Source organism: Leucobacter exalbidus (assembly GCF_017834145.1).
In the GTDB taxonomy this organism is placed as follows: Bacteria; Actinomycetota; Actinomycetes; order Actinomycetales; family Microbacteriaceae; genus Leucobacter; species Leucobacter exalbidus.
Genome location: NZ_JAFIDA010000001.1, coordinates 1,342,202 through 1,366,270, shown reverse-complemented (window position 1 = coordinate 1,366,270; position 24,069 = coordinate 1,342,202). Strand labels below are relative to the sequence as shown.

The 24,069-nt window shown below is 65.1% G+C and carries 21 protein-coding genes; 9 read left to right on the top strand and 12 right to left on the bottom strand.

What is annotated here, in order from left to right:
* Positions 1-9 precede the first annotated feature (9 nt).
* From JOF28_RS06175 to JOF28_RS06160, 4 genes are all read right to left on the bottom strand, one after another.
* Positions 10-816: a hypothetical protein gene (locus tag JOF28_RS06175; RefSeq protein WP_209704968.1), complete on the bottom strand. Its 807-nt coding sequence runs from the start codon at positions 814-816 to the stop codon at positions 10-12.
* Between the two features lie 15 nt (positions 817-831).
* Positions 832-2,685, bottom strand: coding sequence for a flavin-containing monooxygenase (locus JOF28_RS06170; RefSeq protein ID WP_209704967.1), 1,854 nt, complete (start codon positions 2,683-2,685; stop codon positions 832-834).
* A 62-nt stretch (positions 2,686-2,747) separates the two neighbouring features.
* Entirely contained in the window at positions 2,748-3,203 is a 456-nt protein-coding gene (locus JOF28_RS06165; protein ID WP_209704966.1) for a VOC family protein, read from the bottom strand.
* 31 nt (positions 3,204-3,234) lie between these two features.
* On the bottom strand, positions 3,235-4,125 hold the full coding sequence (locus JOF28_RS06160; RefSeq protein ID WP_209704965.1) for a cyclase family protein: 891 nt from the start codon (positions 4,123-4,125) through the stop codon (positions 3,235-3,237).
* A gap of 344 nt (positions 4,126-4,469) precedes the next feature.
* Here JOF28_RS06160 and JOF28_RS06155 point away from each other — a divergent pair, with 344 nt between their 5' ends.
* Together JOF28_RS06155 and JOF28_RS06150 are read left to right on the top strand one after the other, a co-directional pair.
* Entirely contained in the window at positions 4,470-5,582 is a 1,113-nt protein-coding gene (locus JOF28_RS06155) for a ferredoxin--NADP reductase (protein WP_209704964.1), read from the top strand.
* A gap of 3 nt (positions 5,583-5,585) precedes the next feature.
* Positions 5,586-6,218: a cysteine hydrolase family protein gene (locus JOF28_RS06150; protein WP_209704963.1), complete on the top strand. Its 633-nt coding sequence runs from the start codon at positions 5,586-5,588 to the stop codon at positions 6,216-6,218.
* A gap of 10 nt (positions 6,219-6,228) precedes the next feature.
* Here JOF28_RS06150 and JOF28_RS06145 read toward each other — a convergent pair whose 3' ends face one another.
* Entirely contained in the window at positions 6,229-7,104 is an 876-nt protein-coding gene (locus tag JOF28_RS06145; protein ID WP_209704962.1) for an alpha/beta hydrolase fold domain-containing protein, read from the bottom strand.
* Entirely contained in the window at positions 7,101-7,907 is an 807-nt protein-coding gene (locus JOF28_RS06140) for an SDR family NAD(P)-dependent oxidoreductase (protein ID WP_209704961.1), read from the bottom strand. The genes JOF28_RS06145 and JOF28_RS06140 overlap by 4 nt, the downstream gene beginning before the upstream one ends.
* A 264-nt stretch (positions 7,908-8,171) precedes the next feature.
* Between JOF28_RS06140 and JOF28_RS06135 the strand changes: the two genes are divergently transcribed.
* Genes JOF28_RS06135 through JOF28_RS06105 form a run of 7 tightly spaced genes read left to right on the top strand, consistent with a single transcriptional unit; the run spans position 8,172 to position 16,939 of the window.
* Positions 8,172-9,197: a Rieske 2Fe-2S domain-containing protein gene (locus JOF28_RS06135; protein WP_209704960.1), complete on the top strand. Its 1,026-nt coding sequence runs from the start codon at positions 8,172-8,174 to the stop codon at positions 9,195-9,197.
* On the top strand, positions 9,197-10,354 hold the full coding sequence (locus JOF28_RS06130; RefSeq protein WP_209704959.1) for an acyl-CoA dehydrogenase family protein: 1,158 nt from the start codon (positions 9,197-9,199) through the stop codon (positions 10,352-10,354). Before JOF28_RS06135 ends, JOF28_RS06130 begins: the two co-directional genes overlap by 1 nt.
* Positions 10,355-10,363: 9 nt before the next feature.
* A complete protein-coding gene (locus JOF28_RS06125) occupies positions 10,364-11,458 on the top strand; it encodes an acyl-CoA dehydrogenase family protein (protein WP_209704958.1) in 1,095 nt (364 codons plus the stop codon).
* Between the two features lie 2 nt (positions 11,459-11,460).
* Complete coding sequence (locus JOF28_RS06120; RefSeq protein WP_209704957.1) at positions 11,461-12,291, top strand: enoyl-CoA hydratase; 831 nt, start codon at positions 11,461-11,463, stop codon at positions 12,289-12,291.
* Complete coding sequence (locus JOF28_RS06115) at positions 12,288-13,895, top strand: class I adenylate-forming enzyme family protein (RefSeq protein ID WP_209704956.1); 1,608 nt, start codon at positions 12,288-12,290, stop codon at positions 13,893-13,895. Before JOF28_RS06120 ends, JOF28_RS06115 begins: the two co-directional genes overlap by 4 nt.
* Before the next feature lie 15 nt (positions 13,896-13,910).
* Entirely contained in the window at positions 13,911-15,854 is a 1,944-nt protein-coding gene (locus JOF28_RS06110; protein WP_209704955.1) for a flavin-containing monooxygenase, read from the top strand.
* Between the two features lie 11 nt (positions 15,855-15,865).
* On the top strand, positions 15,866-16,939 hold the full coding sequence (locus JOF28_RS06105) for a Zn-dependent alcohol dehydrogenase (RefSeq protein WP_209704954.1): 1,074 nt from the start codon (positions 15,866-15,868) through the stop codon (positions 16,937-16,939).
* Between the two features lie 100 nt (positions 16,940-17,039).
* Here JOF28_RS06105 and JOF28_RS06100 read toward each other — a convergent pair whose 3' ends face one another.
* The 6 genes from JOF28_RS06100 to JOF28_RS06075 form a co-directional block, all read right to left on the bottom strand.
* Positions 17,040-18,089 carry a TetR/AcrR family transcriptional regulator gene (locus JOF28_RS06100; protein ID WP_209704953.1) on the bottom strand — a complete coding sequence of 350 codons (1,050 nt, stop codon included), beginning with the start codon at positions 18,087-18,089 and terminating at the stop codon, positions 17,040-17,042.
* Between the two features lie 85 nt (positions 18,090-18,174).
* Positions 18,175-19,563 carry an MFS transporter gene (locus tag JOF28_RS06095; protein WP_209704952.1) on the bottom strand — a complete coding sequence of 463 codons (1,389 nt, stop codon included), beginning with the start codon at positions 19,561-19,563 and terminating at the stop codon, positions 18,175-18,177.
* Between the two features lie 238 nt (positions 19,564-19,801).
* Positions 19,802-20,959: an acyl-CoA dehydrogenase family protein gene (locus tag JOF28_RS06090; RefSeq protein ID WP_209704951.1), complete on the bottom strand. Its 1,158-nt coding sequence runs from the start codon at positions 20,957-20,959 to the stop codon at positions 19,802-19,804.
* On the bottom strand, positions 20,956-21,936 hold the full coding sequence (locus JOF28_RS06085) for an acyl-CoA dehydrogenase family protein (protein ID WP_209704950.1): 981 nt from the start codon (positions 21,934-21,936) through the stop codon (positions 20,956-20,958). The genes JOF28_RS06090 and JOF28_RS06085 overlap by 4 nt, the downstream gene beginning before the upstream one ends.
* A complete protein-coding gene (locus tag JOF28_RS06080; RefSeq protein WP_245189888.1) occupies positions 21,936-23,117 on the bottom strand; it encodes an acyl-CoA dehydrogenase family protein in 1,182 nt (393 codons plus the stop codon). Before JOF28_RS06080 ends, JOF28_RS06085 begins: the two co-directional genes overlap by 1 nt.
* Entirely contained in the window at positions 23,114-24,019 is a 906-nt protein-coding gene (locus tag JOF28_RS06075) for an enoyl-CoA hydratase (RefSeq protein WP_209704949.1), read from the bottom strand. Before JOF28_RS06075 ends, JOF28_RS06080 begins: the two co-directional genes overlap by 4 nt.
* Between the last annotated feature and the right edge of the window lie 50 nt (positions 24,020-24,069).

The window sequence follows — 24,069 nt, the reverse complement described above, 5'->3', positions numbered from 1 at the left end:
TTCCTCTCGTTACCAGAGCTGATCGGTGTAAAGGTCGGTGCCGACCTCGGTGGGGATGAAGGGTGACGCGAACGTCACCACTCCTGCGCCTGAGGCCTCGATTGCGGCCGCGTAGTCGCGAATCTGCTGCCACCCAGCCTCGGGATCACCGGGCAGGAAGCAGAGCTGCATGATGCGCTCGATCGTGCCGCCATCGTTGCCCATCTTCATGGGCACATTGTGGTGCGCGGGCCACGGCTTCATGCGCCACGAGCTGATCAGATCAGCCACCCCCGACTGCAACAGTTCTTGCGCCGGGCCCTGCTCGATCTGCGCGAGCGCGTCCTCGCGCGTGACTCCCGCCGCGGGTTCGATCATCACGGTGACGAGGCCACGGTAGTTGTGGTCAAGGGCGAGCGTGAGCGGCACCCCATCCTCTGACGCCGAGATGCTCGAATCGGGCAGATACTGGGCCGTGTGCACGTGCTCGCGCTCGGGGAAGCCGCGGCCGGCGGCGTACAGCTTGCCGACCTGCGTCTCAGCCCAGGCCTGCGCCTCTTCCATCTCGGGCTCGTGCACCCAATAGGTGGCGAGGTACGAACCGTCATCGGTTGACGTCGCCACGGGGCCGGTGGCGGGGAAGCGCAGATCCTTCAGGCGCTTCGTCGCCACCCAGCGGCGGCCGGCGAACCAGCCGGGGCCCACCATGCAGCCCGAGTAGCGGTGGTCGCGCTCGTACCAGCGGTTGTACGCCACCTCGTGGCCACGGTGCGGATCCACCATGGTGAACAGCATCTGCCCGACCTTGACGGGGGCTTCTGTCATCACTTGCAACACGTAAACTCCTTGAACTTAAGCCGAGTAGGTGGGCGAGAGGCCCTCGAGCTGACCCGATGCACGCCAAGCCTTGAGCATGTCGAAGAACTCGAAACCGGGGCCGTAAACGCCACCCACGAGCGGGTTGCGCTTATCAAGAATGCGCCCCTCGTTGTTGTAGTGGCCGGGCGTACACGTGGTCAGCCAGTCCTTGCGCATCGTGGACTGCTCGAGCAGCGTCTGGTTCCAGCCCGCCTCTGCCTCGGGCGTCGGCTCGATCGCACGAATGCCATCCTTGAAGCACTTGTCAATGATGTAGACCATGTGGTTAGCCTGCTGATCGATGAGGTGTGCGATGTTCGACGCCTGACCGGTCTGGGTGTAGCCCAAGAAGAAGAGGTTGGGGAAGTCGACGCTGAGGAAGCCGTGGTAGGTGCTCAAACCTTCAGCGAACTTCTCAGACAGCTTGATGCCGTTGCGGCCCTCGACGTCGTACCCGGCCTTGTCGGTCCAGGTGCGGCCGTGCTGGAAACCGGTGGCGTAGATGATGAGGTCGACCTCATACTCATGGTCACCCACCACAACGCCCGTCTCAGTGATGCGGTCGATGGGGGTTTCGGCCGTGTCGACGATATCAACCGACTCATTGTTAAACGCGGGCAAGAACTCATCGCTGAAGCCGGGGCGCTTGCACATCGTGCGGTAGTACGACTTCAGCTTCTCAGCCTTCGCCGGGTCTTCGACGACAGAATCTACGCGGTCGCGCAGCATCTCGCTCCAGGAGTAGTCGGAGCGCTCGAGGGCATCCATGAACTGCTCGAGCGAGGGCGATTCGCCGCCCGCTTCGTAGATGGCGTTCAGCTGATACTTGGCGAACTTCACCCAGCCGTCATCAACGTCGCAGTCGATCGTGGCGCGGTCCATCGCACACTTATCGAACGAGGTGCGACGCTCTTGGTGCCAGCCCTTGGGCAGTGACTTGAACCACTCGACATCGGTCTCAGCGTTCTCGCGCGGGGCGATCTGCGAGGGGGTGCGCTGGAAGACGACGAGTGACTCGGCGTACTTCGCGAGCTGCGGAATCGCCTGCACGCCGGTTGCGCCGGTGCCAATGATGGCCACGCGCTTGTCGCGCAGGTTCTCGAGGCCACCCGTGGTGTCGCCGCCGGTGTACTCGAAATCCCAGCGGCTCGTGTGGAAGCTGTGGCCCTTGAACTTCTCGATGCCGGGGATGCCGGGGAGGTGGGGGCGGGTGAACAAGCCACTCTGGGTCGCGACAAAGCGTGCGCGAAACTCATCGCCGGCGTCGGTTGTGACGGTCCAGCGCGCGGTCTCTTCGTCCCAGGTCATGCCGGTGACGCGGGTCTGGAAGATGGCGTGCTCGTAGAGGTCATTCTGTGCGGCGAGCGACTTGCAGTACGCGAAGATTTCGCTGCCGCGCACGTAACGCTCAGTGGGAATGTAGCCGGTCTCTTCGAGATACGGCAGGTAGACGTAGGCTTCAACGTCGCAGCGCACACCCGGGTAGCGGTTCCAATACCAGGTGCCACCGAAGTCAGAGGCGACGTCAAGAATCTTGTAATTGTCGATGCCGAGCTTGTTGAGTTCGATGCCCGCGGTGAGGCCCATGAAGCCCGCACCGATCACGAGCACATCGAGTTCGGCGGTCTGCGGGGCAAGGGTGCGGGGGCCCTCGGCGTGCGGGTCGGCGTCGTACGATGCGAGTTCACCGGTGAAATCGATCGGGTTGTACGTGTCGGCGCCGGTGTTGGGGAGGCGCTTGTCGCGCTCCTCTAGGTACTTCTTGCGGAAGACCTCGAGGTCTTCGACGGTGCGCTGCGGTACCCAGAGGTGTGGGTCACGCGTGGTTAGTGTGGCGGTAGGAGTCATTGCAATCCTTCAGTGAAGTGTGTTGGTCAGTTGCGTGAACGGCGCCTTGCGGCTGAGCCGAATTACCAGGCGGTACCTGCCGGAATGTGCATGAGCTCGACCCGGTTGCCGTCGGGGTCAGCCAGGAAAATGTACTGCGCGAGGGTCGGGTCTTCGGCGCCAACGCGGGTGTTCTCGATGATGGTGCCGCCGAACTCGGTGAGCGCCTGTGCGGCCGCATCGATGTCGTCTGCGAAGAACGAGATGTGGGTGAGGCCTACCTGGTTGCGGCGGGTGGGGGGTGCGCCGATGACGCCGGGCTTGAGGTAATCAAGCAGCTCAAAGCGCATGCCGTCGCGCTCGATGAACGTGGCAGTGAGGCTGCAAGGAGCATCGACCTCGGGGATCTGCTCGTCGACCACGTACTCCGTGATCTTCTTGAAGCCGAGGCCATCAACGTAGAAACGCAGCGTGGCCGCAACGTCGCGGACGCACATTCCGACGTGTGATGAACGGTAGTTGAACTGGGTGTTTGACATGTTGATATCCTTCGTTGGTTCAGACATGGAGTTAGCCAATTGCGACCGGGGTTACCGGGCTTGCGGTGGCGCCGGTGATCATGAGGGCGCCGATTGAGAGGAAGAACTCGTAGCATTTGTCAGCTGCGAGTTCGCGCAGGTTCAAGTTTTCGATCAGGTGGATGCCGTTCTCGACGAGCAAGATGATGTGGCCACCCAGGTAGATGTTCTGGTCAAAGGGGATCGGTTCGATTGCCGAGTTATCGGAACCGACAATCGCGACATCCTTGTCTGCGAGGAACGCGGCGGCTTCGAGACCAATGCCGGGCTGCGGCAGAAGATCGCTCTGGTTATCGAGGAAGTCCTCGAGCCAGCCGGTGCGAATCAGTACGAGGTCGCCGGTCTCAAGCACGGTGCCCTGCGCATCGAGGGCGAGCTGCAGATCGGCCGCCGTGATGACATAGCCGGCGGGCAACATTGCCACGCCCTTGGCCGCCGCCACGTCGATGAGCACGCCGCGGCCAGCGATGCCGCCCACCTTGTCGATGCTGCACTTGTCGGCACCGTTGTACGGGGTCATGCCTTCGGCGGGGAAGCCGTTGTAAATCTTGTTGTCAGAGTAGACGTGGCACAGCGCATCCATGTGGGTCGACGTGTGCGATGGGATGATGAGCTGGTCTTCGTTCGCGCCGACGCCGGGGGCGCCGCCGTTGGCGCGTGCCATTGCTTCGTCTTCGTGGTTGGTCAGCGTGAGGCGCTGCGGGGCCCCGCGGTACTCCATGTTGGGCACCCCAGAACGCTGGATCGGAATACTCAGGCCGTACGTCTTGCCCGTCTTGGGGATCTTGAGCGCATTGATCACCCGCTCAGGTGTCAGGTGGTTCAGGGCGCCCCGTTCATCAGACTCGCCCCAGCGGCCCCAGTTCGATTTGCGCGTGCTCAAACGTTCCTCCTCATTGAAGACAGATGGGACCTCGAACGAATTGAGATCCCAAGTCAGGCGACTCGTGCGCCCGGTTGTGCGCATCATTTGAGCCGGGTGAGTGCGCGGCGTCTCTGCCGGGCACTCGGGCATCAAATTGATGAACTGCACCAACTGTAGCCAGTGGCTACGTCTGCGTCAATAGTTCTCTTTGGGGAGGCGCGCCGTAGATTTTCACTCTTGGGTTGACGCAAAAGTGGCCACTGGCTACAGTAGTGCTCGTAAGCCACCGCAGACGGCTTTCGGGCACACTGAGGTGTTTGGCCGAGCTACGGTGACGCAATCCCCAATGAAGAGGAGCCCCCATGCTGCTAACGTCCGAACCGATCGTCGGGGGATCCGTCGAGCTCAATGCACAGGCACCCGCCGAGCCGGTTGCGGTGGGACCCATCGAGCTGCACGTCATTGACGTCATCGAGGAAACCACCGAGGCGCACTCCATCGTATTCGAGATTCCCGCCGAACTCGCTGACCGCTGCCGCTACCGCTCAGGCCAGTTTCTGACGCTGCGCATTCCGAGCGATCTCACGGGATCGGTGGCCCGGTCATACTCGCTCTCAAGCTCTCCCGTGATCGATAACCACCTCAAGGTGACGGTGAAGCGCATTCCCGAGGGCTACGGCTCGAACTGGGTGTGCGACAACGTTCGCGCGGGCGACCGCGTCACGGTGCTGCCGCCGGCGGGCACCTTCGTGGTGCGCAACCCGAACGCCGACCTGCTGCTGTTCGCCGCGGGCAGCGGCATCACCCCGGTGATCTCGATTCTGAAGACTTCGCTGCAAGAGGGCACCGGCAAGATCGTGCTCTACTACGCCAACCGCGACGCCTCCTCGGTGATTTTTGACCAGGAGCTCAGCGAGCTGCAGGCGCGCCACCCCGAGCGGGTGGAGGTGCAACACTGGTACGACAGCGAGCACGGCTTCGCTGACGTGGAACGCATTGTGGGGGTCGCCGGCGCACACGCTGGCGCCGACGCTTACCTGTGTGGCCCACCGCCCTTCATGAACACGGTGGTCGAGGGTCTCAAAGCCGCAGGATTTACCTCGGCGCAGATTCACCGCGAGGTCTTTAGCTCACTCACCGGCAACCCCTTCGAAGTTGTCGAAGAGCCCGAAGTTGATGCCGATGCCGCGAGCGACCAGCCCGCCACGCAGGCCACCATCCACCTCGAGGGCGAAACCCACGAGGTCGAATGGCCCGCTGAGCGCACCCTGGTCGACGTGCTGTTGAGCAAGGGCATCAACGTGCCCTACTCGTGCAAGTCGGGTGAGTGCGGTTCGTGCGCCTGCCACGTCGTGAGCGGCGAGGTGAACATGGCGCCCTCAGAAGCCCTCGACCAAGAAGACATCGACGACGGCTACGTGCTCGGCTGCCAGTCGCGCCCCCGGTCAACCAAGGTCGAAATCTCGTTCGGTTAACCCGTGGAACTCGGCGAGCTGGCGGCCCCCGAGCACACGGCCGTGGTGATCATCGAGATGCAGCGCGGCGTCGTGGGCGACTGCGCGGGCCCCATGCTCGCACCGCTGACGACCGCGGTGGAATCTCACCAGATCGCATCGCGCTTGGCCGAGCTGGCCGATGCCGCGCGGCGATCGGGGATTCGCGTGGTGCACGCCGTTGCGCGCTTTCGCGCCGACTGGGCGACGACCCCGATCAATAACCCGACCTTCGCGGTGCACCGCAAAATCGATCCCAACCGCATCGTAGAGGGCACCCCGGGGGCCGAAGTGATCGCCCAGCTCACCCCGCAGCCAGCAGACATCGTCTCGGTGCGGCAGCACGGAATGTCGGCGTTTACTGGCACCGATCTTGACGCGGCGCTGCGTGCGCTCGGCGTGCGCACCGTCGTGATCGGCGGGGTGTCACTGAACCTCGGGGTGCCGGGCACCGCGAATGAAGCGATCAACCTGGGCTACAAGATCGCGGTCGTGCGCGACGGCGTCATCGGCGTGCCCACCGAGTACGGCGAACAGGTGCTGCAGCACACCCTGCGGCCGCTCGGCCCCACCCCCACGACCGCAGAGCTCGTGGCGGCGTGGGGCGGGGCCGAGTAGCCCGCGCGAATTACGCCGCGAGGAACGCGGCGATCGTGCCCAGGGTGGCCGCTGTTTCTGCGTTGCCCGGATCAGTGGTGGGCCAGGCGTGCGGCAGCCCCGGGCGCAGCTCCGCCTGCACCGGGCGCCCCGCGCGTGCCAGCGCCCGGGTCATGGCGAGGGTGTCGTCGAGCACGGCCTCGTCGGTGCTGCCAAACAGCAGCGTCGGCGGAAACTCGGTGAGATCGGCCAGCGCGGGCGACGCGAACGGGTCGGCGGCCGGCCACCCCTGCAGATACTGCGCCGCGGCCTCGCTCGCATCGGCGTACGAGAACAGCTGATCGGTGTCGGCGCGCGACTGGTAACTTTCTGCGGTGCAGCTCAGATCGACCCAGCCCGACAACAGCACGACCGCGCGCGGGGCGGGGAGCTGCTGCTGCGCGCAGGCGAGCGCGAGCGAGGCGGCGAGCCCGCCGCCGGCCGAATCGCCGATGAGCGCGGGCGCGCTGCCGGTGGCCTGCGCAATCTCACGGTAGACGTCGAGGGCATCGTGCAGCCCGGCCGGGAACGGATGCTCGGGGGCGAGGCGGTAATCAACGGCGATCACGCGCTGCCCGGTGGCGTGCGCCAGCCGTTCGGCGAACGGAGCAAACAACTCGGGCGACCCGAGCCGGTAGCCGCCGCCGTGCAGATAGATGATGGTGCCCGAGGCTTCGGGGGCGGCGAACGACAGGCAACGCACGCCGCCGAAGCGGTGCTCTTCGACGGTCGTGCGTGGATCCGGAACCAAAGCCGGGGCAAGCGCGACCCGGGCCCGCCGATCCAGCAGCGTTTGGGACGTCGCGAGCACGCTTGGGCGCAGCGCGGGCAGTGAGCTTTGCGGCGTGGTGGGGGGAGTGTTTGTCAAAAGAGCAACCTTTCAAAGGGGTCGGCGATCGAGACGCCGCCATCGACGGCGAGTGTTTGGCCGGTGATGAACGCGGAGAGATCGCTGGTGAGGAAGAGGAGGGCTGAGGCCACGTCTTGGGGGAGGCCGTTGCGGCGCAGCGGCGCGATGTTGGCGGCCTGCTCGCGAATTTCGGCGCTGCCCGCGGCGAGAATGCGCGGGGTGAGGATTGATCCGGGGGCGACCGCGTTCACCCTGATGCCGTCGTCACCCAGCTCGTTGGCGAGGGTTTTTACCCACGAAATCAGGCCGGCCTTCGCGGCGCCGTACGCACCGTGGCGCACTGAGGCCGTGAGGCCGTGCACCGAGGCGATGAACACCATGCTGCCGCCGGCGCCCGCATCGACGAGGTGGCGGCCGACGCGCGAGCCCAGCAGGTAGGCGTGCTTCAGGCAGATATCGAACTGCGCATCCCAGGTGTGCTCTTCAAGATCGATGGCCGGCGACCATGCCGCCATGCCGACAATATCGACTAGACCGTTCAGTGGCCCGCCGATCTGGGCGACCGTTTCGCTGATCAGGCGATCGACTTCGTCGGCCTGGGTGACGTCACCCACCCACGCGATGCCGCCCACCTCGTTCGCGACGGTGCGGGCGAGCTCATCGTTGATATCGACGCAGATGACGGTCGCGCCGCACTGCGCGAGGGCGTGGCTGGTTTGGCGCCCCATCCCTTGGCCGGCCCCGATCACCACAATGTTGCGCCCGTCGAGGCGGAGCAGCTGGGGGTACGCGGGTATCGCGTCTGGATTGATTTGGGTCATGGGTTCCATAGTGTAGTCACTGGCCACACCCGCGTCAATGGGAAATGAAATCAGGTAAATCCCTGATCAATTGTGTGATCTGAAAAGTTTTTCTGCGTCAACCTTGCGGGGTTGACGCAGATGTGGCCGCTGGCTACACTGGGCTTAGTTACGGTATATCGGGTACACCAACGGGGGTGTGCTCACGTATTCCGTCAGCGGCCGTGCGTGCGCGCCGGCCGCTCGATCTAAAGGAGGATCAAGTTGGCATCAATGGCGCTCTCAATGCAACCGACAGGCTGGTTCCAAATCGGCTGGTCAAGCGATCTGGAAAACGGTGCGGTGAAGCCGCTTAATGTGTTCAGTCGTGATCTCGTGCTGTTTCGCACCGAGAGCGGCAAACTTGTCGTCTTGAATGCGTACTGCGAACACCTCGGCGCCAACATGGCGTACGGCGGCAAGGTCTGCGGCGAAGACATCCAGTGCCCCTTCCACGCATGGAAGTGGAACGCGGCCGGCCGCAACACCGAGATCCCCTACCAGGCCACCGTGAACCGCGTGCGCCGCATCGGCACCTGGCACGTCGCCGAGCGCGACGGCCTGATGTACCTGTGGCACAACGTCGACGGCGGCAAGCCCCATTACGAGGTGCCCAGCGTCTTCGAACTGTTCAAAGACTCAGGCGGCCCCGAGCAGTACCACGACCCCGCGACCACGGGCGGCCGCTTCGAAGCCGAGCCCCTGCCGATCCACCCGCAGTACGCGGCTGAGAACGGCGTCGACTTCGCCCACTTCAAGTACGTGCACCGCGCAGACGAAATTCCGACTGTGCTCAGCCGCGAGTTTGGCGAGTACACGTTCCAGTCTGAGCTGGCGCTGGAGTTCAAGCGACGTAAGGCTGACGGCGAACTCGAATCGGTCGACGGCCGTACCAACGCCTACCTGCTCGGCCTGGGCCTCGGCTTCTCGTACGCCTACGGTGCCGGCGGCATCTGCAGCATCACCTCGGTCACTCCCATCGATGACGAGAACTCGATTCTGCGCTTCACCGCGTGGGCCTCTATCGAAGAAGGCGAAGACGACGTGCGCGTCGCCAAGCGCCAGCGCAGCGCGATCGGTCAGCTGCGCGCTGACCTCGATATCTGGAAGTACCAGCGCTACACGGAGCCTCCCGGGCTCGCGACCGCCGAGGCCGCAGGCTTCCGCGATATTCGTCAGTGGGCCCGCAGGTTCTACGCCGAGGGCCACCACGGCTCAGGCGCCGCAGAACAGACCGCAGGCACCGACGAGCTACTTGAGCAGGGGGCATAATGCGCACCGATCTGGGAACAGAAAACGAAGCCTGGCGTGCAGAGATCCGAGCGTTTCTTGACGCCGAGCTGCCCGCAGACCACGCATTCAACCCCGAGTTTGATGACGCCCCCGAGCAGTGGGCGATCGCCGTTGAATTCAGCAAGAAGGTCGCCGCGAAGGGCTGGATCGGCCTGACCTGGCCCAAGGAATATGGAGGCAAGGGGCTCACCCCCGTTGCGAATCAGATCTTCCTTGAAGAGATGTACGCCGCAGATGCGCCGATCATCAACTCGGTCGGCATCTTCCTCGCGGCCGGCACGATTTTGGTCGGTGGCTCTGAAGAGCAGAAGCAGCGCCTGCTGCCCGAGATCGCGAGCATGAACACGCTGTGGGCCGAGGGCCTCACTGAACCCGAAGCCGGATCAGACCTTGGTTCGCTCAAGACCAAGGCCGTGCAAGACGGTGACGACTGGATCATCACCGGCCAGAAGGCCTTCACCTCCTGGGGCCCGATGTCTGATGTGCTGTACGTCGCCGCCCGCACCGGCGCCGAAGACGGCCGCAACGATGCGATCAGCATCTTCCTCGTGGATCTCAAGAGCGAGGGCGTCACGCTGCACCCCATGCGCAACTACGGTGGCGGTGTGCAGTCAACGACGTACCTTGACCACGTCAGAGTGTCCAGCAGCTCGCTGATCGGCGAGGCCGGCATGGGCTGGAAGTACATCATGCGCGCTTTCTACGCATCGGGAACGGTCGAGCCGATCTACGCGATGCAAGAGTCACGCCTGCGTGAGCTCGTCGCATACTGCAAGCAGATTCCCGGCAAGCTCGAGGATCCGCGCGTGCAGGCCGACCTCGCTGAACTCGCGGGCATCGTGCAGTCGCAGCGACTGATGGCCTACGAAATCATTGGCGATAACGCCGCAGGCCGCCAGACCCCGTGGGGCGGCGGCGTGCAGCAGATTGCCGCGAAAGAATACGAGCCGCTGTTTGCGCAGATCTTTGATCGCGTGCTCGGCCCGACGAGCCAGTTGCGCTCGGACTCCAAGCTGGCCCCCATGGGCGGCAAGCCCGAGGCCTGGTACCGGCAGTCATTTGCCAACCACGCTGGCGGCACGTCACAGCTCAAACGAATGGTGCTCGCTACGCGAGGCCTCGGTCTGTCGAGATAAGGAATCATAATGATGGAATTGGCTTGGGGTGAAGATTTTGACGCCCTCGTAGACGTCAGCAAGTCGGCATTCGTGCGTTACTCACCGTTGGAAGAACGCACCAACAGCGTTCCGTTCGCAGACCAGATCGCACAGTTCGCTGAGCTGGGTTGGCTGCAGCTCAGTGACCCGAACGTGGCCGCCGATGAGGGCGTGCCGCTGACGACAATCGCTGCGGTATTCGTGGAGATGGGGCGCGCACTCGCTGACACCCCGCTGCTCGACCTGATCGTGGCGCGCGATGCTGCGCTTGCCGCGGGTTCTGAACATGCGGCGGCACTGGCCGAGCGCATCGGTGACGGCGAAGCGATCGTGCTGCCCGTCTTCCCTGATGCGGCGATTGCCGGATCAGAGTGGGGTGGCGGTCTCACGATCGAGAACGGGGTGCTGAACGGCACCGCCTTCGCCATCGGCTACGCCGACCAGGCAGAGGCCTTCCTCGTGCACGCGGTCGGTGCCGAGAACGTGCTGGCGGTTGTCGAGGCCGGGGCCGCGGTCACCGTGGAACCCATGTCGAACATGGGCGACCACGAGGTGTTCGCGCTGTCGTTCGCAAACGTTGCCGTGCCCGCCGAAAGCGTGCTCGCCCGCGGGGCGGACGCCGATCGCGCGGCCAAGCTGGCCTCGCAGCGCGGCTCGGTGCTGCGCGCAGCCCAGGTCTACGGTGCCGGGCTGCGACTGCTCGACATCACGGTGCTGTACGCGCAGCAGCGTCACCAGTTTGGTGGCCCGATCGGTCGCTTCCAGGCGGTGCAGTACCTGTGCACCGACATCGCCGTCGCTGCGCATCTGACCTCAGCGCACGTGCGCTCGGCGGCCGGGGCCCTCGACGCGGGCGCCGATGCGCAGCCGCACCTCGGGCTGCTGCACAAGCAGGCCATCAAGACCGCCACCCACATGGTGCACTGCGCGCACGAGGTGCACGCGGGCATCGGGTACATGGTCGAGTCGAACGTGCACCTCTTTACTAACGCTGCCAAACGCTGGCAGTTTGACTTCGGATCGGCTGCGCACACCGACGCCGAGATCGTGTCTGCTCTTGACCGAATCTACGTGGGGGCTTGACTATGAGCTACATCGATTACCAGGTCGACGGCGCCGTCGCCGTGATCTCGTTGAACCGGCCAGAGAAGCGCAACGCTCAAGACGAGTCGATGCTGCAGGATCTCGACGCCGCGTGGCAGCGGGCAGCGATCGACGATGACGTCAAAGTCATCGTGCTGCGCGCCAACGGCAACCACTTCTCAGCTGGCCACGATCTGCACACGCCGGCATCGGGCTACCTGAAAGAGGGCAAGAGCACGCTCGAGAGCGCGTACGCCTGGGAGACCGAGCACTACTTTGGGTACTCGCGCCGCTGGCGTGACATTCCCAAGCCGTCGATCGCATCGGTGCAGGGCGCGTGCATCGCGGGCGCCCTTAATGTGATCTGGCCGTGCGACCTCATTGTGGCGGCCGAGAACGCCTCGTTCAGCGATCCGGTCGTGAAGTTCGGCGTCGGTGGCATCGAATACCACGCACATACGTGGGAGCTTGGTGCACGCCGGGCTAAGGAGATGCTGTTCACGGCGCGCGCATTCAGCGCGGCCGAGGCGTTTGACGCCGGCATGGTGAACCGCGTGGTGGCGGTTGACGAGCTCGAAGAAAAGACCATGGAGCTCGCGCACGAGATCTCGCAGATGGATGCGTGGGGCCTCGCCATGGCCAAGCGCGCCGTCAACCAGACCCTCGACGTCATGGGCCAGCAGGCTGCGCTGCAGTCGGCCTTTGATATTCACTGGCACGGTCACAACAATGCGCTGCTGCGCACCGGCTACCCGATGCTGGTGCCCGGGGCGGCTCCGATGCAGGCTGGCGAGGCACGCGGCGTGACGCCCAGATCGGAGGATTCAGCGTGAAGACCGTAGAACTGGGTTGGGATATCGACTCCGACGACGCCACGTCACTGTGGGATCTGCTCACGCTGCGTGCGCAGGCCACCGGTGACACCGCCGCGGTGACCGACGAACACGGCGCCAGCATCACCTTTGCCGAGCTGCTCGCCAAATCTGAACGCGTTGCCGCTGGCCTCTATGGCGCCGGCATCACCCCCGGCGCGGTGGTGAGTTGGCAGCTGCCGACCCGCATCGACGCCATCGTGTTGAGCATGGCGCTGGCGCGCCTGGGCGCGGTGCAAAACCCGATCATTCCGCTGTACCGCAAGCGCGAAGTGGCCTCAATGGTTGAGCAGTGCGGTTCGCAGTGGCTGATCACGATCCCCGAGTTTCGTGGCTTCGATCACGCCGAGATGGCGCGCGAGATTCGTGAGTCGCTGGGCGACAAACTTGAACTGCTGATCTTGGCGGGCGACCTGCCCGAGGGCGACGTAGCCACCCTGCCGGTGGTGCCCGGTGACCGCGATGCGGTGCGCTGGATCTACACCACCTCAGGCACCACCTCGGCGCCGAAGGGCGTGTGCCACACCGATGGCACGCTGATCGCGGGCGGGGTTTCCCTCGCCGAGTCACTCGAGGCCACCGCCAAAGACGTGGGCACGATTGCGTTCCCGTTTGCGCACATCGGTGGCCCCGATATGTTGATCGCATCATTTGCGAGCGGCATGCCGCTGGTCACCCTCGAGGTGTACGAACCCAATGCGGCGGTCGAGCTGATGAATCGCACCGGCGTCACCATCACCGGTGGCTCCACCCCGCACTACTCGATGCTGCTCGACATGCAGCGCAAGAACCCTGACACCCCGGTCGTGCCCACCCTGCGTGTGCTGGCCGGCGGCGGTGCCCCGATGTCTGAGCAGCTGTTCAACGACGTGCTCACCGAGATTGGTGTGCCGGTGCTGCACGCGTTCGGCATGACCGAGTGCCCGATGATTACGGCGGCGCGCGTGGGCGACACGCTCGAACAGCTCGCCGCGACCTCGGGTGGCCCGGTGCTGGGCGCCGAGGTGCAGATTCGCTCGGAAGAAGACGAGGTGCTCGCCGCAGGCGAGGTCGGTCGGGTGTGGCTGCGCGGTCCGATGCGATTCAAGCACTACCTGGTGGAGGGCGAGATTGTGCGCCCCTTCGACGAGGGCGGATGGATGTTCACGGGAGACCTGGGCAAGCTGCGCGACGACGGGTACCTGGTGCTCGTGGGGCGTGAGAAGGACTTGATTATTCGAAAGGGCGAATCCATTAGCCCCGCCGAGATCGAAGAGGTCATCGCGACGCACCCCGACGTCGTCGACGTTGCTGTGATTGGGCTGCCCGATGAGCGCGCAGGCGAACGCATTTGCGCCGTCGTCGTGCTCGGTGAAAACGCTGCCGAGATTGAGGTCTCAGACATGCGCGACTACTGCAAGGAATCGGGAATTTCACCGGCGAAGTTCCCCCAAGAGATTGTGTTTGTGCCCGAGATGCCCAAGACGCCGACGATGAAAATTCGGAAGCAGCATCTGCGCCAATCAATCATCGACCGGATCGCTGCAGACAGCGCGACCTCGGTTCACGAGATGTCATCATATTAAGCATTGGAGCTCACTATGCCTGATCGAAGCTTTATCGAGCGCGCAGTGCAGCGCGCCGATCTGAACGCATTACGAGTGGCGCTGTTCCAGGCAACTCGAGACCCCGAGATTGGGGCGATTTCGCCCGAGCGCGTGTTCGGCCCCGTCGCCGACACCGTGAGTATCTCAGAGGTCGACGCCGATCTCATTCGTGCAAAGGCCGTCGAATATTTGGCGGCGGGTGTCGCGCCCGAGGCAGAACTTGAAACGCCCACCCGTGAGGAAATTGACGAGCTGGTCGCCATGCTTGAGGCGCGTGAATTTACGCCCAGCCAGATGACGCTGCGCCGCACGATTCCCGCGTTCTCGGGCGTACCTTTCCAGGCCGAATGGTCGGGGGAGTCTGCCGTGCCAGAGGGATACCGCGTCGCCATCATTGGCGCCGGTATCGGCGGCATCGCGATGGGCGTGCAGCTGGCACGCCTCGGCATTCCCTTCACCATCTTTGAGCGCCGCGCAGAGGTCGGCGGGGTGTGGAGCATCAACACGTACCCCGATGCTGGCGTGGATACGCTCAGCGCGAGCTACGAGTACGGCTTTGAGAAGAAGTACCCGTGGCCCGCATACTTTGCCCGCCAGGCCGATGTGCGCGCTTATGTCGAGCACGTCGCGCGCAAGCACGGCGTCTTTGAACACATCGAGTTCGGCAGCAACGTCTCCGTCGCCCGGTTTAACGACGAGGCGCAGTTGTGGAATTTGACGGTGCGCGATGCCAGCGGCGCCGTGTCAGAGGTTGACGCGAACGTTGTCGTTCCGGCGAGTGGCATCTTCGCGCAGCCGCGCGACCTGCCCTTCGAGGGCGCCGAGAACTTCACCGGCGAGATTGTGCACACCGCGCAGTGGCACGGCGGCGTTGAACTCGCCGGCAAGAAGGTGGCCGTGATCGGCAACGGATCGACGGGCGTGCAGATGCTGTCGAAGGTGGCCGAGGCTGCCGAATCAGTGACGGTCTACCAGCGCACCCCGCAGTGGATCTCACCGCGGGAGAACTACGGTGAACCGATAACCGAAGAACTGCAGTGGCTCATCGAGACGATGCCGTTCTACTGGAACTGGAACAAGTACACGGCCGCGATGGGTTCGATCGAGCTGCGCAATGTGCTTTTCCACGACCAAGACTGGGTCGCCGGTGGCGGCCAGGTCAGCAAACGCAATGACGCCCTGCGCAAGTCACTCGTGGGCTACATCGGGCAGCAGGTGGGAGGACGCCAAGATCTCATTGATCAGCTCGTACCCGACTACGCGCCGATGACCCGCCGCCCCGTCGTTGATAACAACTGGTACGGCACGCTCACCCGCGAGAACGTTGAACTCGTCTCCACCCAGATCGGGCAGATCACGCAGCACGGCGTGACCACCGTTGACGGCACCGAGCGTGAGGTCGACCTGATTATCGCGGCCGTCGGTTTTCAGACCGAGAAGTATGTCTGGCCGACCGAGTTCTACGGCGCAGGCGGGGTCAGCCTCGAAGATGCGTGGACCGCGCAGGGGCCGCAGGCGCACCTGGGCATGACCGTGCCCGGGTTCCCCAATATGTTCATGCTTTACGGCCCGAACTCGCAGCCCGTGACGGGCGGCGCAGGGCTCCCGTCGTGGTTCGAAATTTGGAGCCGCTACATCGCCGAGGGCATCATCTCGATGCTCGAGAACGATCAGGCCACCATGGAGATCACGCCGCAGGCGTTTGCGCTCTACAACGATCAGCTGCACGAAGAAGCTCAGAAGCTGATCTACCTGTCAGAGGTGGGAGCGATGAAGCGCAACTACTACGTGAACGAATTTGGACGATTGCAGATGGGCGCGCCGTGGAGCGGCGAGCGATACTTCGATCTGTGCGAGAAACTGCAAGAGTCTGATTTCAAGTTCACCGCGCGGGCTGAGGCCGCACGCGCTGAATTTGCCGGCGTCGGTTCCAACTGAAAGGGAATGCCTTGAAAGCGATCATTTTTGACGGAGCCGAAAATAAGCTGGTCGACGGGGTCACCGTGCGTGAGCCCGGTGCCGGCGATGTGCTGGTGCGCATCGTCGCGAGCGGAGTGTGCCAGAGCGATTTAAACGTCGTGAACGGCAAGATCCCGTTCCCCACCCCGGTGGTGCTCGGCCACGAGGGCGCGGGCGTCGTCGAGGCGGTCGGCCCGGGCGTCACCGCGCCTGCGGTGGGCGACCACGTCGTGCTGGCCACGCTCGCGACCTGCGGGCACTGCCGCCACTGCGCCTCGGGGCATCCCACGATGTGCCGCGAATCAATCGGCAAGGTCGGTTCGCCGTTTCAGCACGAAGACACCGCGATTCATAACTTCGCCACGCTCGGCACATTCAGCGAGCGGGTGGTGGTGCGTGCGCAGCAGGCGATCACCATTCCCAAGGATGTGCCGCTGACTTCAGCGTGCATGATTGGGTGCGCGGTGCTCACCGGCGCGGGCGCCGTGTTTAACCGCGCAAAGGTGCAGGCGGGCGAGACCGTCGTGGTCATCGGTGCTGGCGGGATCGGGCTGAACGTGATTCAGGCCGCCCGCATCGCCGGCGCGGTGCAGATCATCGTGATCGACACGAACACGAACAAAGAGGCGAAGGCGCGCGAGTTCGGCGCGACCCACTTCGTCGACGCGTTCGCGGGCAACACCGTCGAGACAATTCTGCAGCTCACGGGGGACGGCGCCAACCACGTGTTTGACTGCGTGGGCGGCGAAGCGATCACCTCGCAGGCCATCGAAATGGTGGCGTGGGGCGGCCAGCTGATCATGCTGGGCGTCGCCGGGCCCGAGACGAAGCTGTCGGTGCTCGCGAGCGCGCTCTACATGGATCGCTCGGTGCTGGGCTGCCGCTACGGCTCATCGCGCCCCGGTGTCGACGTGCTCAAATACATCGAGTTGTACCAGGCGGGCAAGCTGCTGCTTGATGAGCTCGTTACCAAGGAGTACGACTTTGACGACTACGAAACCCTCGTCGACGACGCCCTCGGTGGCCGGCTCGATCGCGGGGTGCTGGTGATGTCGGCCGCATAACGCGGGCCTGCGGGCCGCACGAACCCCGAACGAAATAATCCCTCGAGAGTATCGCTCTCGAGGGATTATTTCGTTACCCGGGGCTGTTGCTGCGCCCGGATCACTCCTTCGGGCGCGTGGCGTAGATCAGCACCTTCAGCATGTCGGTGACCTCGCGGCGCATCTGATTGGGTACCGGGTCAGGGTGGCCCGGGCGCTTGGCAAGCTCGTTCAGGTACGGCTCGTAAATGTTCCACACCGCACCGATCAGCGCGATCAGGGCTGCCATGGTGTTCGAACTGAACTGCTCCGGCACCTCCGGCGGCACCGGATCATTCCACAGTGCGTCAATTTGGCTGCGGTACCCGCTTGAGCGGGCCCCGCCGAGCAGCCGCTCGGGCGGGGTATCTTCGAACACAGCCCAGCCCAGCATGCGGCCGAACTGGCCAGCATCGAGGTCGGCGCCAAACGAGTTATCGAGCGCCTTATAGATGTCGTGCTCACCCGAGAGTAGGTCGCCACCCGAGCTCACGAGCGACTGCATCACCGCGACGAGCAGGTTCTCTTTGGTGCCGTAAAACCGGTGAATGAGGCCGTACGTGACGTCGGCCTTGGCCGCGATTTCACGCAGCGTCACCTTGCCAGGTCCCCGCGACACAAACAGCTCGGCGGCGGCCTGCAAGATGGCGCGCTGCGGGCCCGAGGCATCGGCCGGGTCAGTGAACTGGTCTGCGCCCTGCGCCTCAAGCTGTGCGGCGTCGGCGGCGTCTTCGTCACCGGTCGTCGGTTCAAAGTCACGCGCGAGCTGCAGCGCGATCGACTGCATCGCGGGGTCGACGACGAGGTCGCCTGGGGTGCGGCCTGATCCGGTGATTGACGTCGTCGACCACGTGGCCACCGCGCCCAAATCGACGCCGTCATCGATTTCGGCGAGCAGCAGCGCGAGCTCGGGGCGCACCTCGTGCGTCGCGGCATCGAACTGCCACACCGGAAACATGGTGACCCCGAGCGCGCGGGCCCCCAGTAGCTTGCGGTTCTGCAGTCGCCGGTTGATCGCTTGCCGGCTGATACCGAGAAATTCCACGACCTCTGGGGTTGACCACGACGCCCCTCCCGCAGTTTTCTGCGGGAGGGGCGTCGCCTGGTCGGGTCGAGATTCGGGGGGCACCATGTTCAATACCATACAACTTTCATTGTGGAGTGCAACGGGCGAACTCCGAGCGAACAGCGAACGACCAGCGGGGGAGCGGCGCCCGTTACGGGGCCTGCGACCCCACGGGCACCGGCGTCTGCTGAGAATCTGCGGCGGGCTGGGCGGCAGCGGGCTCATCACCCGTGACCATCTTGCCGTCGTCATCGGCGACGCCGCGGCTGGGAATCGTGATCATAAACACGATGCCGAGCAGCGCGGCCGCGATCGCGAGGTATGCCGCAGCGTAGGGGTTGCCCGAGCTCTGCGTGAGCTGCGCTGCCAAAGCGGGGCCTGCGCCGCCACCGATGGCCGCGCCGAGCCCGAAGCCGAGCGCTGCGCCGGTGTAACGCACCCGGGCAGGGAACACTGCGGTGAGTGAGGCGTACACCGGTGCGGCAATGGCGCCGCCGAGACCGCCGAGCAGTGCAAAGCCTGCCGCGCTGATCCAGAAGTTCGTATCGGTGGTCTTCATGATGATGAGCACGGGCAAGAATGCGAGTGCCATGCAGCCCATCAGCGTGATCATCGTGGTGCGGCGGCCGAGCTTATCGATGACGAGGGCGGTGCCAATGGTGAACACGATCGCCGAGACACCCTGGATCGACGCCATGGTGGCGGTGGCGCCCGGTTCGAACCCGGCCTGCTGCTGCAAGAAGAGGGGCACGTACGCGTTGATGATGTAGCCGATCATGAGCACGCTTGCGCTCAGCAGGGTGACCTTCAAAAGCGGGCGCCAGTAGTCGACGAGCAGCTCGCGCACGGGGGAGCGGGTGACGGTCTTGGCCGCGGCGAGACGCTTAAACTCGGGGGAATCTTCGAGCCCGAGGCGTAGCAGCAGGCAGACCAGGGTGAGTGGCAGCGAGAGCAGCAGCGGCACGCGCCAACCCCATTCGCGCATGACCTCTTCAGAGAGAATCAGGGTGACCAGTGCGACGACACCGGGGGCCAGCGCGGCGCCGAATGCGGTGCCGAGCGGGGTGATCGAACTGAGGAAGCCGTGGTTGCCCTTGCCAGCGTGCTCAGACACGAAGGTGGTCGATCCGGCGAGCTCACCGCCCGCAGAGAAGCCCTGGAAGAGGCGCAGCAGCACGAGCGCAAGCGGGGCCGCGATACCAATCGTGGCGTAGGTCGGCAACAGGCCCATGCAGAAGGTCACAACGCCCATGCTGATGACGGTGAGCATCAGCGTGAAGCGGCGGCCCTTGCGGTCGCCGAGGCGACCAAAGACCAGCCCGCCCAGCGGCCGGGCAAGAAACCCGCTGCCGAGCACGAGCAGGGAGCTCAGAATGGCGACGAACGGGTCTTCGCCGGGGAAGAAGAGGGGAGCGGTGTACACGATGAGGTAGGTGTACACGAAAAAGTCGTACGACTCGACGATGGTGCCGAGGCCGCCCGCGATGGACGCCTTTCGCACTAACGCGTTGGATGGCGCTGGGGCTAGCTGTGTGGTCATGTCGGGGACCTCTCTGTCACTGACGTTCTAAAGCGTGTGGGGGTCAAACTGGAGCTGCGTGCAGCCTGTCAATGTGGTGCTGCGCCGCACCGCTGGTCTGCGTTGATCAGCTGGCGGGTGTCACGCCGTGCTCCATTGACGTACCGTAGCCATTGGCTACAAATACGACTATGGCAGGTGGCGGCGGGGATGTCCATCATTGATGGCAGATCCCCGCCGCTTACAAGCGGGCGGCGGCTTACACGGCCAACCCCAACTCGACGGCGCGCAGCGCACGCAGCTCTGCGGGGCTGCCGAAGAGCTGCGCGGTGGCGTGTGCGCGCTTAAACACGAGGTGGGCGTCGTGCTCCCACGTGATCGCAATGCCACCATGCAGCTGAATCATTTCGCTCGCGATCTGGGTCAGCGCGTCACTCGCGGTCACCTTCGCGAGCGGGGCCAGCTGTGCCCACTGTGCGTCGTGCTCGGCCTCGGCCCACGCGGCCGCAGCAGATGTGGTGCGCGCGGTTTCGAGCAGCACGTGCAGCTCGGCCATGCGGTGCTTCAGCGCCTGGAACGAGCCGATCTGGCGGCCAAACTGGGTGCGCTGCTTGGAGTATTCGACGGTTTCTTCGAGCGCGCGGGCAGCAGTGCCGACCTGCAGCGCCGTGATCGCGGTGAGCGCGTGCAATCGCACCCGCTCGATCACCTCGGCGTCATCGCTCAGCAGCGTTGCCGTCGCGCCCGTGAACGTGAGGGTCGCGAGTTCGAGCGTCTGATCGAGCGTGGGGGTGTGCTCGCGGGTGACGCTTGCGGCGCTCGTATCCTCCACCGCAAACAGTGCGGGCCCCGCGGGGGTCTGCGCAATCGCGAGCACGATCTGCGCGGCGATGCCGTCAAGCACCGAGGGCACCTGGCCGGAGAGCCGCCAGGCTGCCGCAGCACTCGCAGCACTCGCCGCACTCGCCGCAGCGTCAGCCCCAGCAAGCTCAGCCGTCACGCCCACGCGTGCCGGGGCCCAGCGGCCGTCGGGCGCCGCCCACGCGAGCGTCGCGATGGCCTCGCCTGCCGCGATCTCGGGCAGCAACCGGCCAGCAGCCTCGGCGTTGCCGCTCTCGATAATGGCCTGCGCCGCGATCGCCACCGAACCCAGAAAGGGGGAGGGCGCGAACGTGCGCCCGAGCTCCTCGAGCACGAGGTGCGTTTCGCGGGTGGTAAACCCGGCCCCGCCATACTCCTCAGGAATCGCGAGCGACGCGACCCCAATCTGCTCGCACATCACGCCCCACAGCTCGACATCAAACGACGCCTCGCTGTCGATCGTGGCGCGGGCCTGCGCACTGTGGGCGCGCTGCCCGAGCAGATTGCGCAGAAACGAGCTGAGCTCTTGCTGCTCGTCGGTCAGATCGAACTTCATGCGGCACCGCCCACGGGCGCGAGGATCGAATCGGCGATGCGCGCGCGGTGCTGCGCCGGAGTGCCCCAGGCGCCCACGAGCGCCGGCACCCATGTCAGCCACAGGCTCAGGTCGTGCTCGGCGGTGTAGCCGATCGCGCCGTGCACCTGCAGCGAAACGCGGGCCGCAAGCTGAGCTGCGGCCGCGGCGCGCACCTTGGCCGCCGACACATCGCGCCCCGCCGTCGCTGCGCCTGATTCGAGCGCGAGCGCCGCCTGCCACACGAGCGGCCGCGCGAACGACAGCGCGATGCGCACATCGGCGAGCTGGTGCTTGAGCGACTGGTACTCACCGATCGCCTTGCCAAACTGCTCACGCATCTTGGCGTACTCGACGGCCTCGTGCAGCAGTCGCTCACCGGCCCCGATGAGCATGGCCGCATTGGCGAGCGTGGCTTCATCGATGGCGCGATTGACATGATCCGGATCAACATCGGCCGCATCAGCTCCAGCCGTCGCGCGCGACAGCTTGCGAAATGACGCGATCGATTCGAGCGCTTCGCCCGCGGTCGCGGTCGCGAGGGCGCCCGCGGTGACGCTGAACTGCAGCGCGGCGACGTGAGCGTCGAGCAGGTGCGGGTGCGTGCCTGCGACCGCGGCGGTTGCGACCGCACCGCCCGCGATGGCCGCGCGGTCGGCGTCGCTGACGAGCTGGGGCAGCAGCGCCAGTGACTCGACGTACGGGCCGGGCACCGCGTGGTAGCCGAAGCGCTCAAACACGACGGCGAGATCGGCGAGCGAGCCGCCCATGCCGCCGTCGGCCTCGGCGATGCGCAGCCCGGTGAGCCCGAGCTCGGCGAACTGGGCCCAGAGCGCGAGGCCCGGGGCGGTATCGCCCGCCGCCCAGCTGCGCGCGAGCTGCGTGCCACCCAGGTCGGTCACAATGTCATCAATTGCGTCTGCGAATGCGAGCTGTTCCTCGCTGTGCATGAACTCCATCAGTTCTTCCTCCGATCACCGCGGGGTAGGCCGAGTATTCGCTCGGCGATGATATTGCGCTGAATTTCGTTGGTGCCCGCGTAGATGGGGCCGGCAACGGAGAACAGGTAGTCGTCGACCCAGCTGCCGTGGTCGCCCGTTTTGACCTCGGCCTCGGCGCCGCGCAGTTCGAGCGCGGTTTCGTGCAGGTCGCGGTCAAGCTCAGACCAGAACACCTTGTTGATGCTGCCCTCGCTGCCCACCTCTTCGCCGACGAGCGCGCGGCTCACGGTGTGCCAGGTGAAGAGGCGATATGCCTCGGCGTCGATCCAGGCCTCGGCGACGCGCTCACGGGTGGCGGCGCTGATATCGGCCCCAGCTGCGGCGCTCGTGTTGGCGAGCGCGACGAGGTTATCGGCCGCGGCGAGGAAGCGGCCGGGGGCGCGCAGCGACAGCCCGCGCTCGTTGCCCGCCGTGCTCATCGCGACCCGCCAGCCATCACCGATGCCGCCGAGCACATCGGCGTCGGGCACGAAGACGTCGTCGAAGAAGATCTCGGCGAAGCCGGTGCCGCCGTCGAGCTGCTCAATCGCGCGCACCGTGATGCCGGGGGCATCGAGCGGAAAGGTGTAATAGGTGAGGCCGTGGTGGCGCTGGGCCGCGGGGTCTGAGCGGAAGAGCCCAAAGCCGCGATCAGCCCATACCGCGCGCGAGCTCCAGATCTTTTGGCCGTTGAGCACCCAGCCGCCGCGCGAATCATCGCGGGTGGCGGTGCTGCGAATGGCCGCGAGGTCTGAGCCAGCGCCGGGCTCTGACCAGGCCTGTGCCCAAATAATGGAGCCGTCGGTGAGGCCGGGCAGCCAGCGCTGCTGTTGCTCGGGGGTGCCGTGACCGAAGATGATGGGGGCGAGCAGCGAGATGCCGTTCTGCGCCACCCGGGTGGGGGCGCCCGCCCGGTAGTACTCCTCTTCAAAGAGCACCCACTCGACGAGGCCAACGTCGCGGCCGCCAAACTCTGCGGGCCACGACACGACCGACCAGCGGCCATCTGAGAGCTGCTGCTCCCACTCGCGGTGGGCGGCAAACCCGGCCTCGGTGTCCATCGAGGGCAGCCGGTCCTTGGGCACGTTGGCCTCGAGCCAGCTGCGCGCCTCGGCGGCAAACGCCAGCTGCTCGGCGGTGTATTCCAGTTTCATGGTCATTCTCCCTTGGCGGCGTCGGAGTGCGTGGGTGCTGCGGCGGCGCGCTTGGCGTCGTCGCGAATGGAGCGTGCGTCGACCCCGCCGAGTGAGTCGCCCTGCACCTCGGCGTTGTGGGCGTGGGCGGCGTGGTGCAGGCCAAACACCGAATCCATGCCGGTGCGCAAGCCCATCAAATCTTCGGCCTGGTTGACGGCCTTCTTCGTGAGGGCGAGGCCGAGGCGTGGCATGCGGGCCACGCGGGTGGCGATCTCGTGGGCGCGGGTTTCAAGATCCTCGCGGGGCACGACGTGGTTCACCATGCCGAGTTCGTAGGCGCGGGCCGCGCTCATGCGGTCGCCCGTGTAGAGCATCTCTTTCGCGGCGCGCGGGTTCGTGACCCACGGGTGTGCGAAGTACTCGACGCCGGGAATGCCCATCTGCACCACCGGATCCTGGAAGAACGCGTCGTCAGACGCGACAATGAAGTCGCAGCTCCAGGCGAGCATCAGGCCGCCGGCGATGCAGGCGCCCTGCACCATGGCGATCATGGGCTTGGGAATCTCGCGCCAGCGGCGGCACATGCCAAGGTAGACCTCTGATTCGCGGGCGAGACGCGAGTCGACGCCCTGTGCGCCGACGTGATCCCACCAAATGACAGCCTTGCGCTCGAAGCTTTGGTCGGCGTCGCGTTCGGGGGTGCCAATGTCGTGGCCCGCGCAGAAGTGCTTGCCGTTGCCCGCGAGCACGATGGCGCGCACGCTGTCGTCATTGGTGGCCTGCGTGAATGCGGCGTCGAGTGCGTACGTGACCGCCGAGTTTTGGGCGTTGCCGTAGCGAGGGCGGTTCAACCGTATATAGGCGATGGCGTCGCGCGTTTCGTAGGTCACCACCGATTCTGCGGGGTGTTCTGCCGTGCTGGTCACGGTGCGCTCCTCTCTGAACGGACTATGATTCTCAGAAAACCAAACAATCG

Excerpts from the sequence above, each read along its gene's own strand:
- JOF28_RS06170 (WP_209704967.1), bottom strand. The coding sequence starts at position 2,685 with ATGACTCCTACCGCCACACTAACCACGCGTGACCCACACCTCTGGGTA.
- JOF28_RS06165 (WP_209704966.1), bottom strand. The coding sequence starts at position 3,203 with ATGTCAAACACCCAGTTCAACTACCGTTCATCACACGTCGGAATGTGC.
- JOF28_RS06155 (WP_209704964.1), top strand. The coding sequence starts at position 4,470 with ATGCTGCTAACGTCCGAACCGATCGTCGGGGGATCCGTCGAGCTCAAT.
- JOF28_RS06140 (WP_209704961.1), bottom strand. The coding sequence starts at position 7,907 with ATGACCCAAATCAATCCAGACGCGATACCCGCGTACCCCCAGCTGCTC.
- JOF28_RS06135 (WP_209704960.1), top strand. The coding sequence starts at position 8,172 with ATGCAACCGACAGGCTGGTTCCAAATCGGCTGGTCAAGCGATCTGGAA.
- JOF28_RS06130 (WP_209704959.1), top strand. The coding sequence starts at position 9,197 with ATGCGCACCGATCTGGGAACAGAAAACGAAGCCTGGCGTGCAGAGATC.
- JOF28_RS06125 (WP_209704958.1), top strand. The coding sequence starts at position 10,364 with ATGATGGAATTGGCTTGGGGTGAAGATTTTGACGCCCTCGTAGACGTC.
- JOF28_RS06120 (WP_209704957.1), top strand. The coding sequence starts at position 11,461 with ATGAGCTACATCGATTACCAGGTCGACGGCGCCGTCGCCGTGATCTCG.
- JOF28_RS06110 (WP_209704955.1), top strand. The coding sequence starts at position 13,911 with ATGCCTGATCGAAGCTTTATCGAGCGCGCAGTGCAGCGCGCCGATCTG.
- JOF28_RS06100 (WP_209704953.1), bottom strand. The coding sequence starts at position 18,089 with ATGGTGCCCCCCGAATCTCGACCCGACCAGGCGACGCCCCTCCCGCAG.
- JOF28_RS06095 (WP_209704952.1), bottom strand. The coding sequence starts at position 19,563 with ATGACCACACAGCTAGCCCCAGCGCCATCCAACGCGTTAGTGCGAAAG.
- JOF28_RS06090 (WP_209704951.1), bottom strand. The coding sequence starts at position 20,959 with ATGAAGTTCGATCTGACCGACGAGCAGCAAGAGCTCAGCTCGTTTCTG.
- JOF28_RS06085 (WP_209704950.1), bottom strand. The coding sequence starts at position 21,936 with ATGGAGTTCATGCACAGCGAGGAACAGCTCGCATTCGCAGACGCAATT.
- JOF28_RS06080 (WP_245189888.1), bottom strand. The coding sequence starts at position 23,117 with ATGACCATGAAACTGGAATACACCGCCGAGCAGCTGGCGTTTGCCGCC.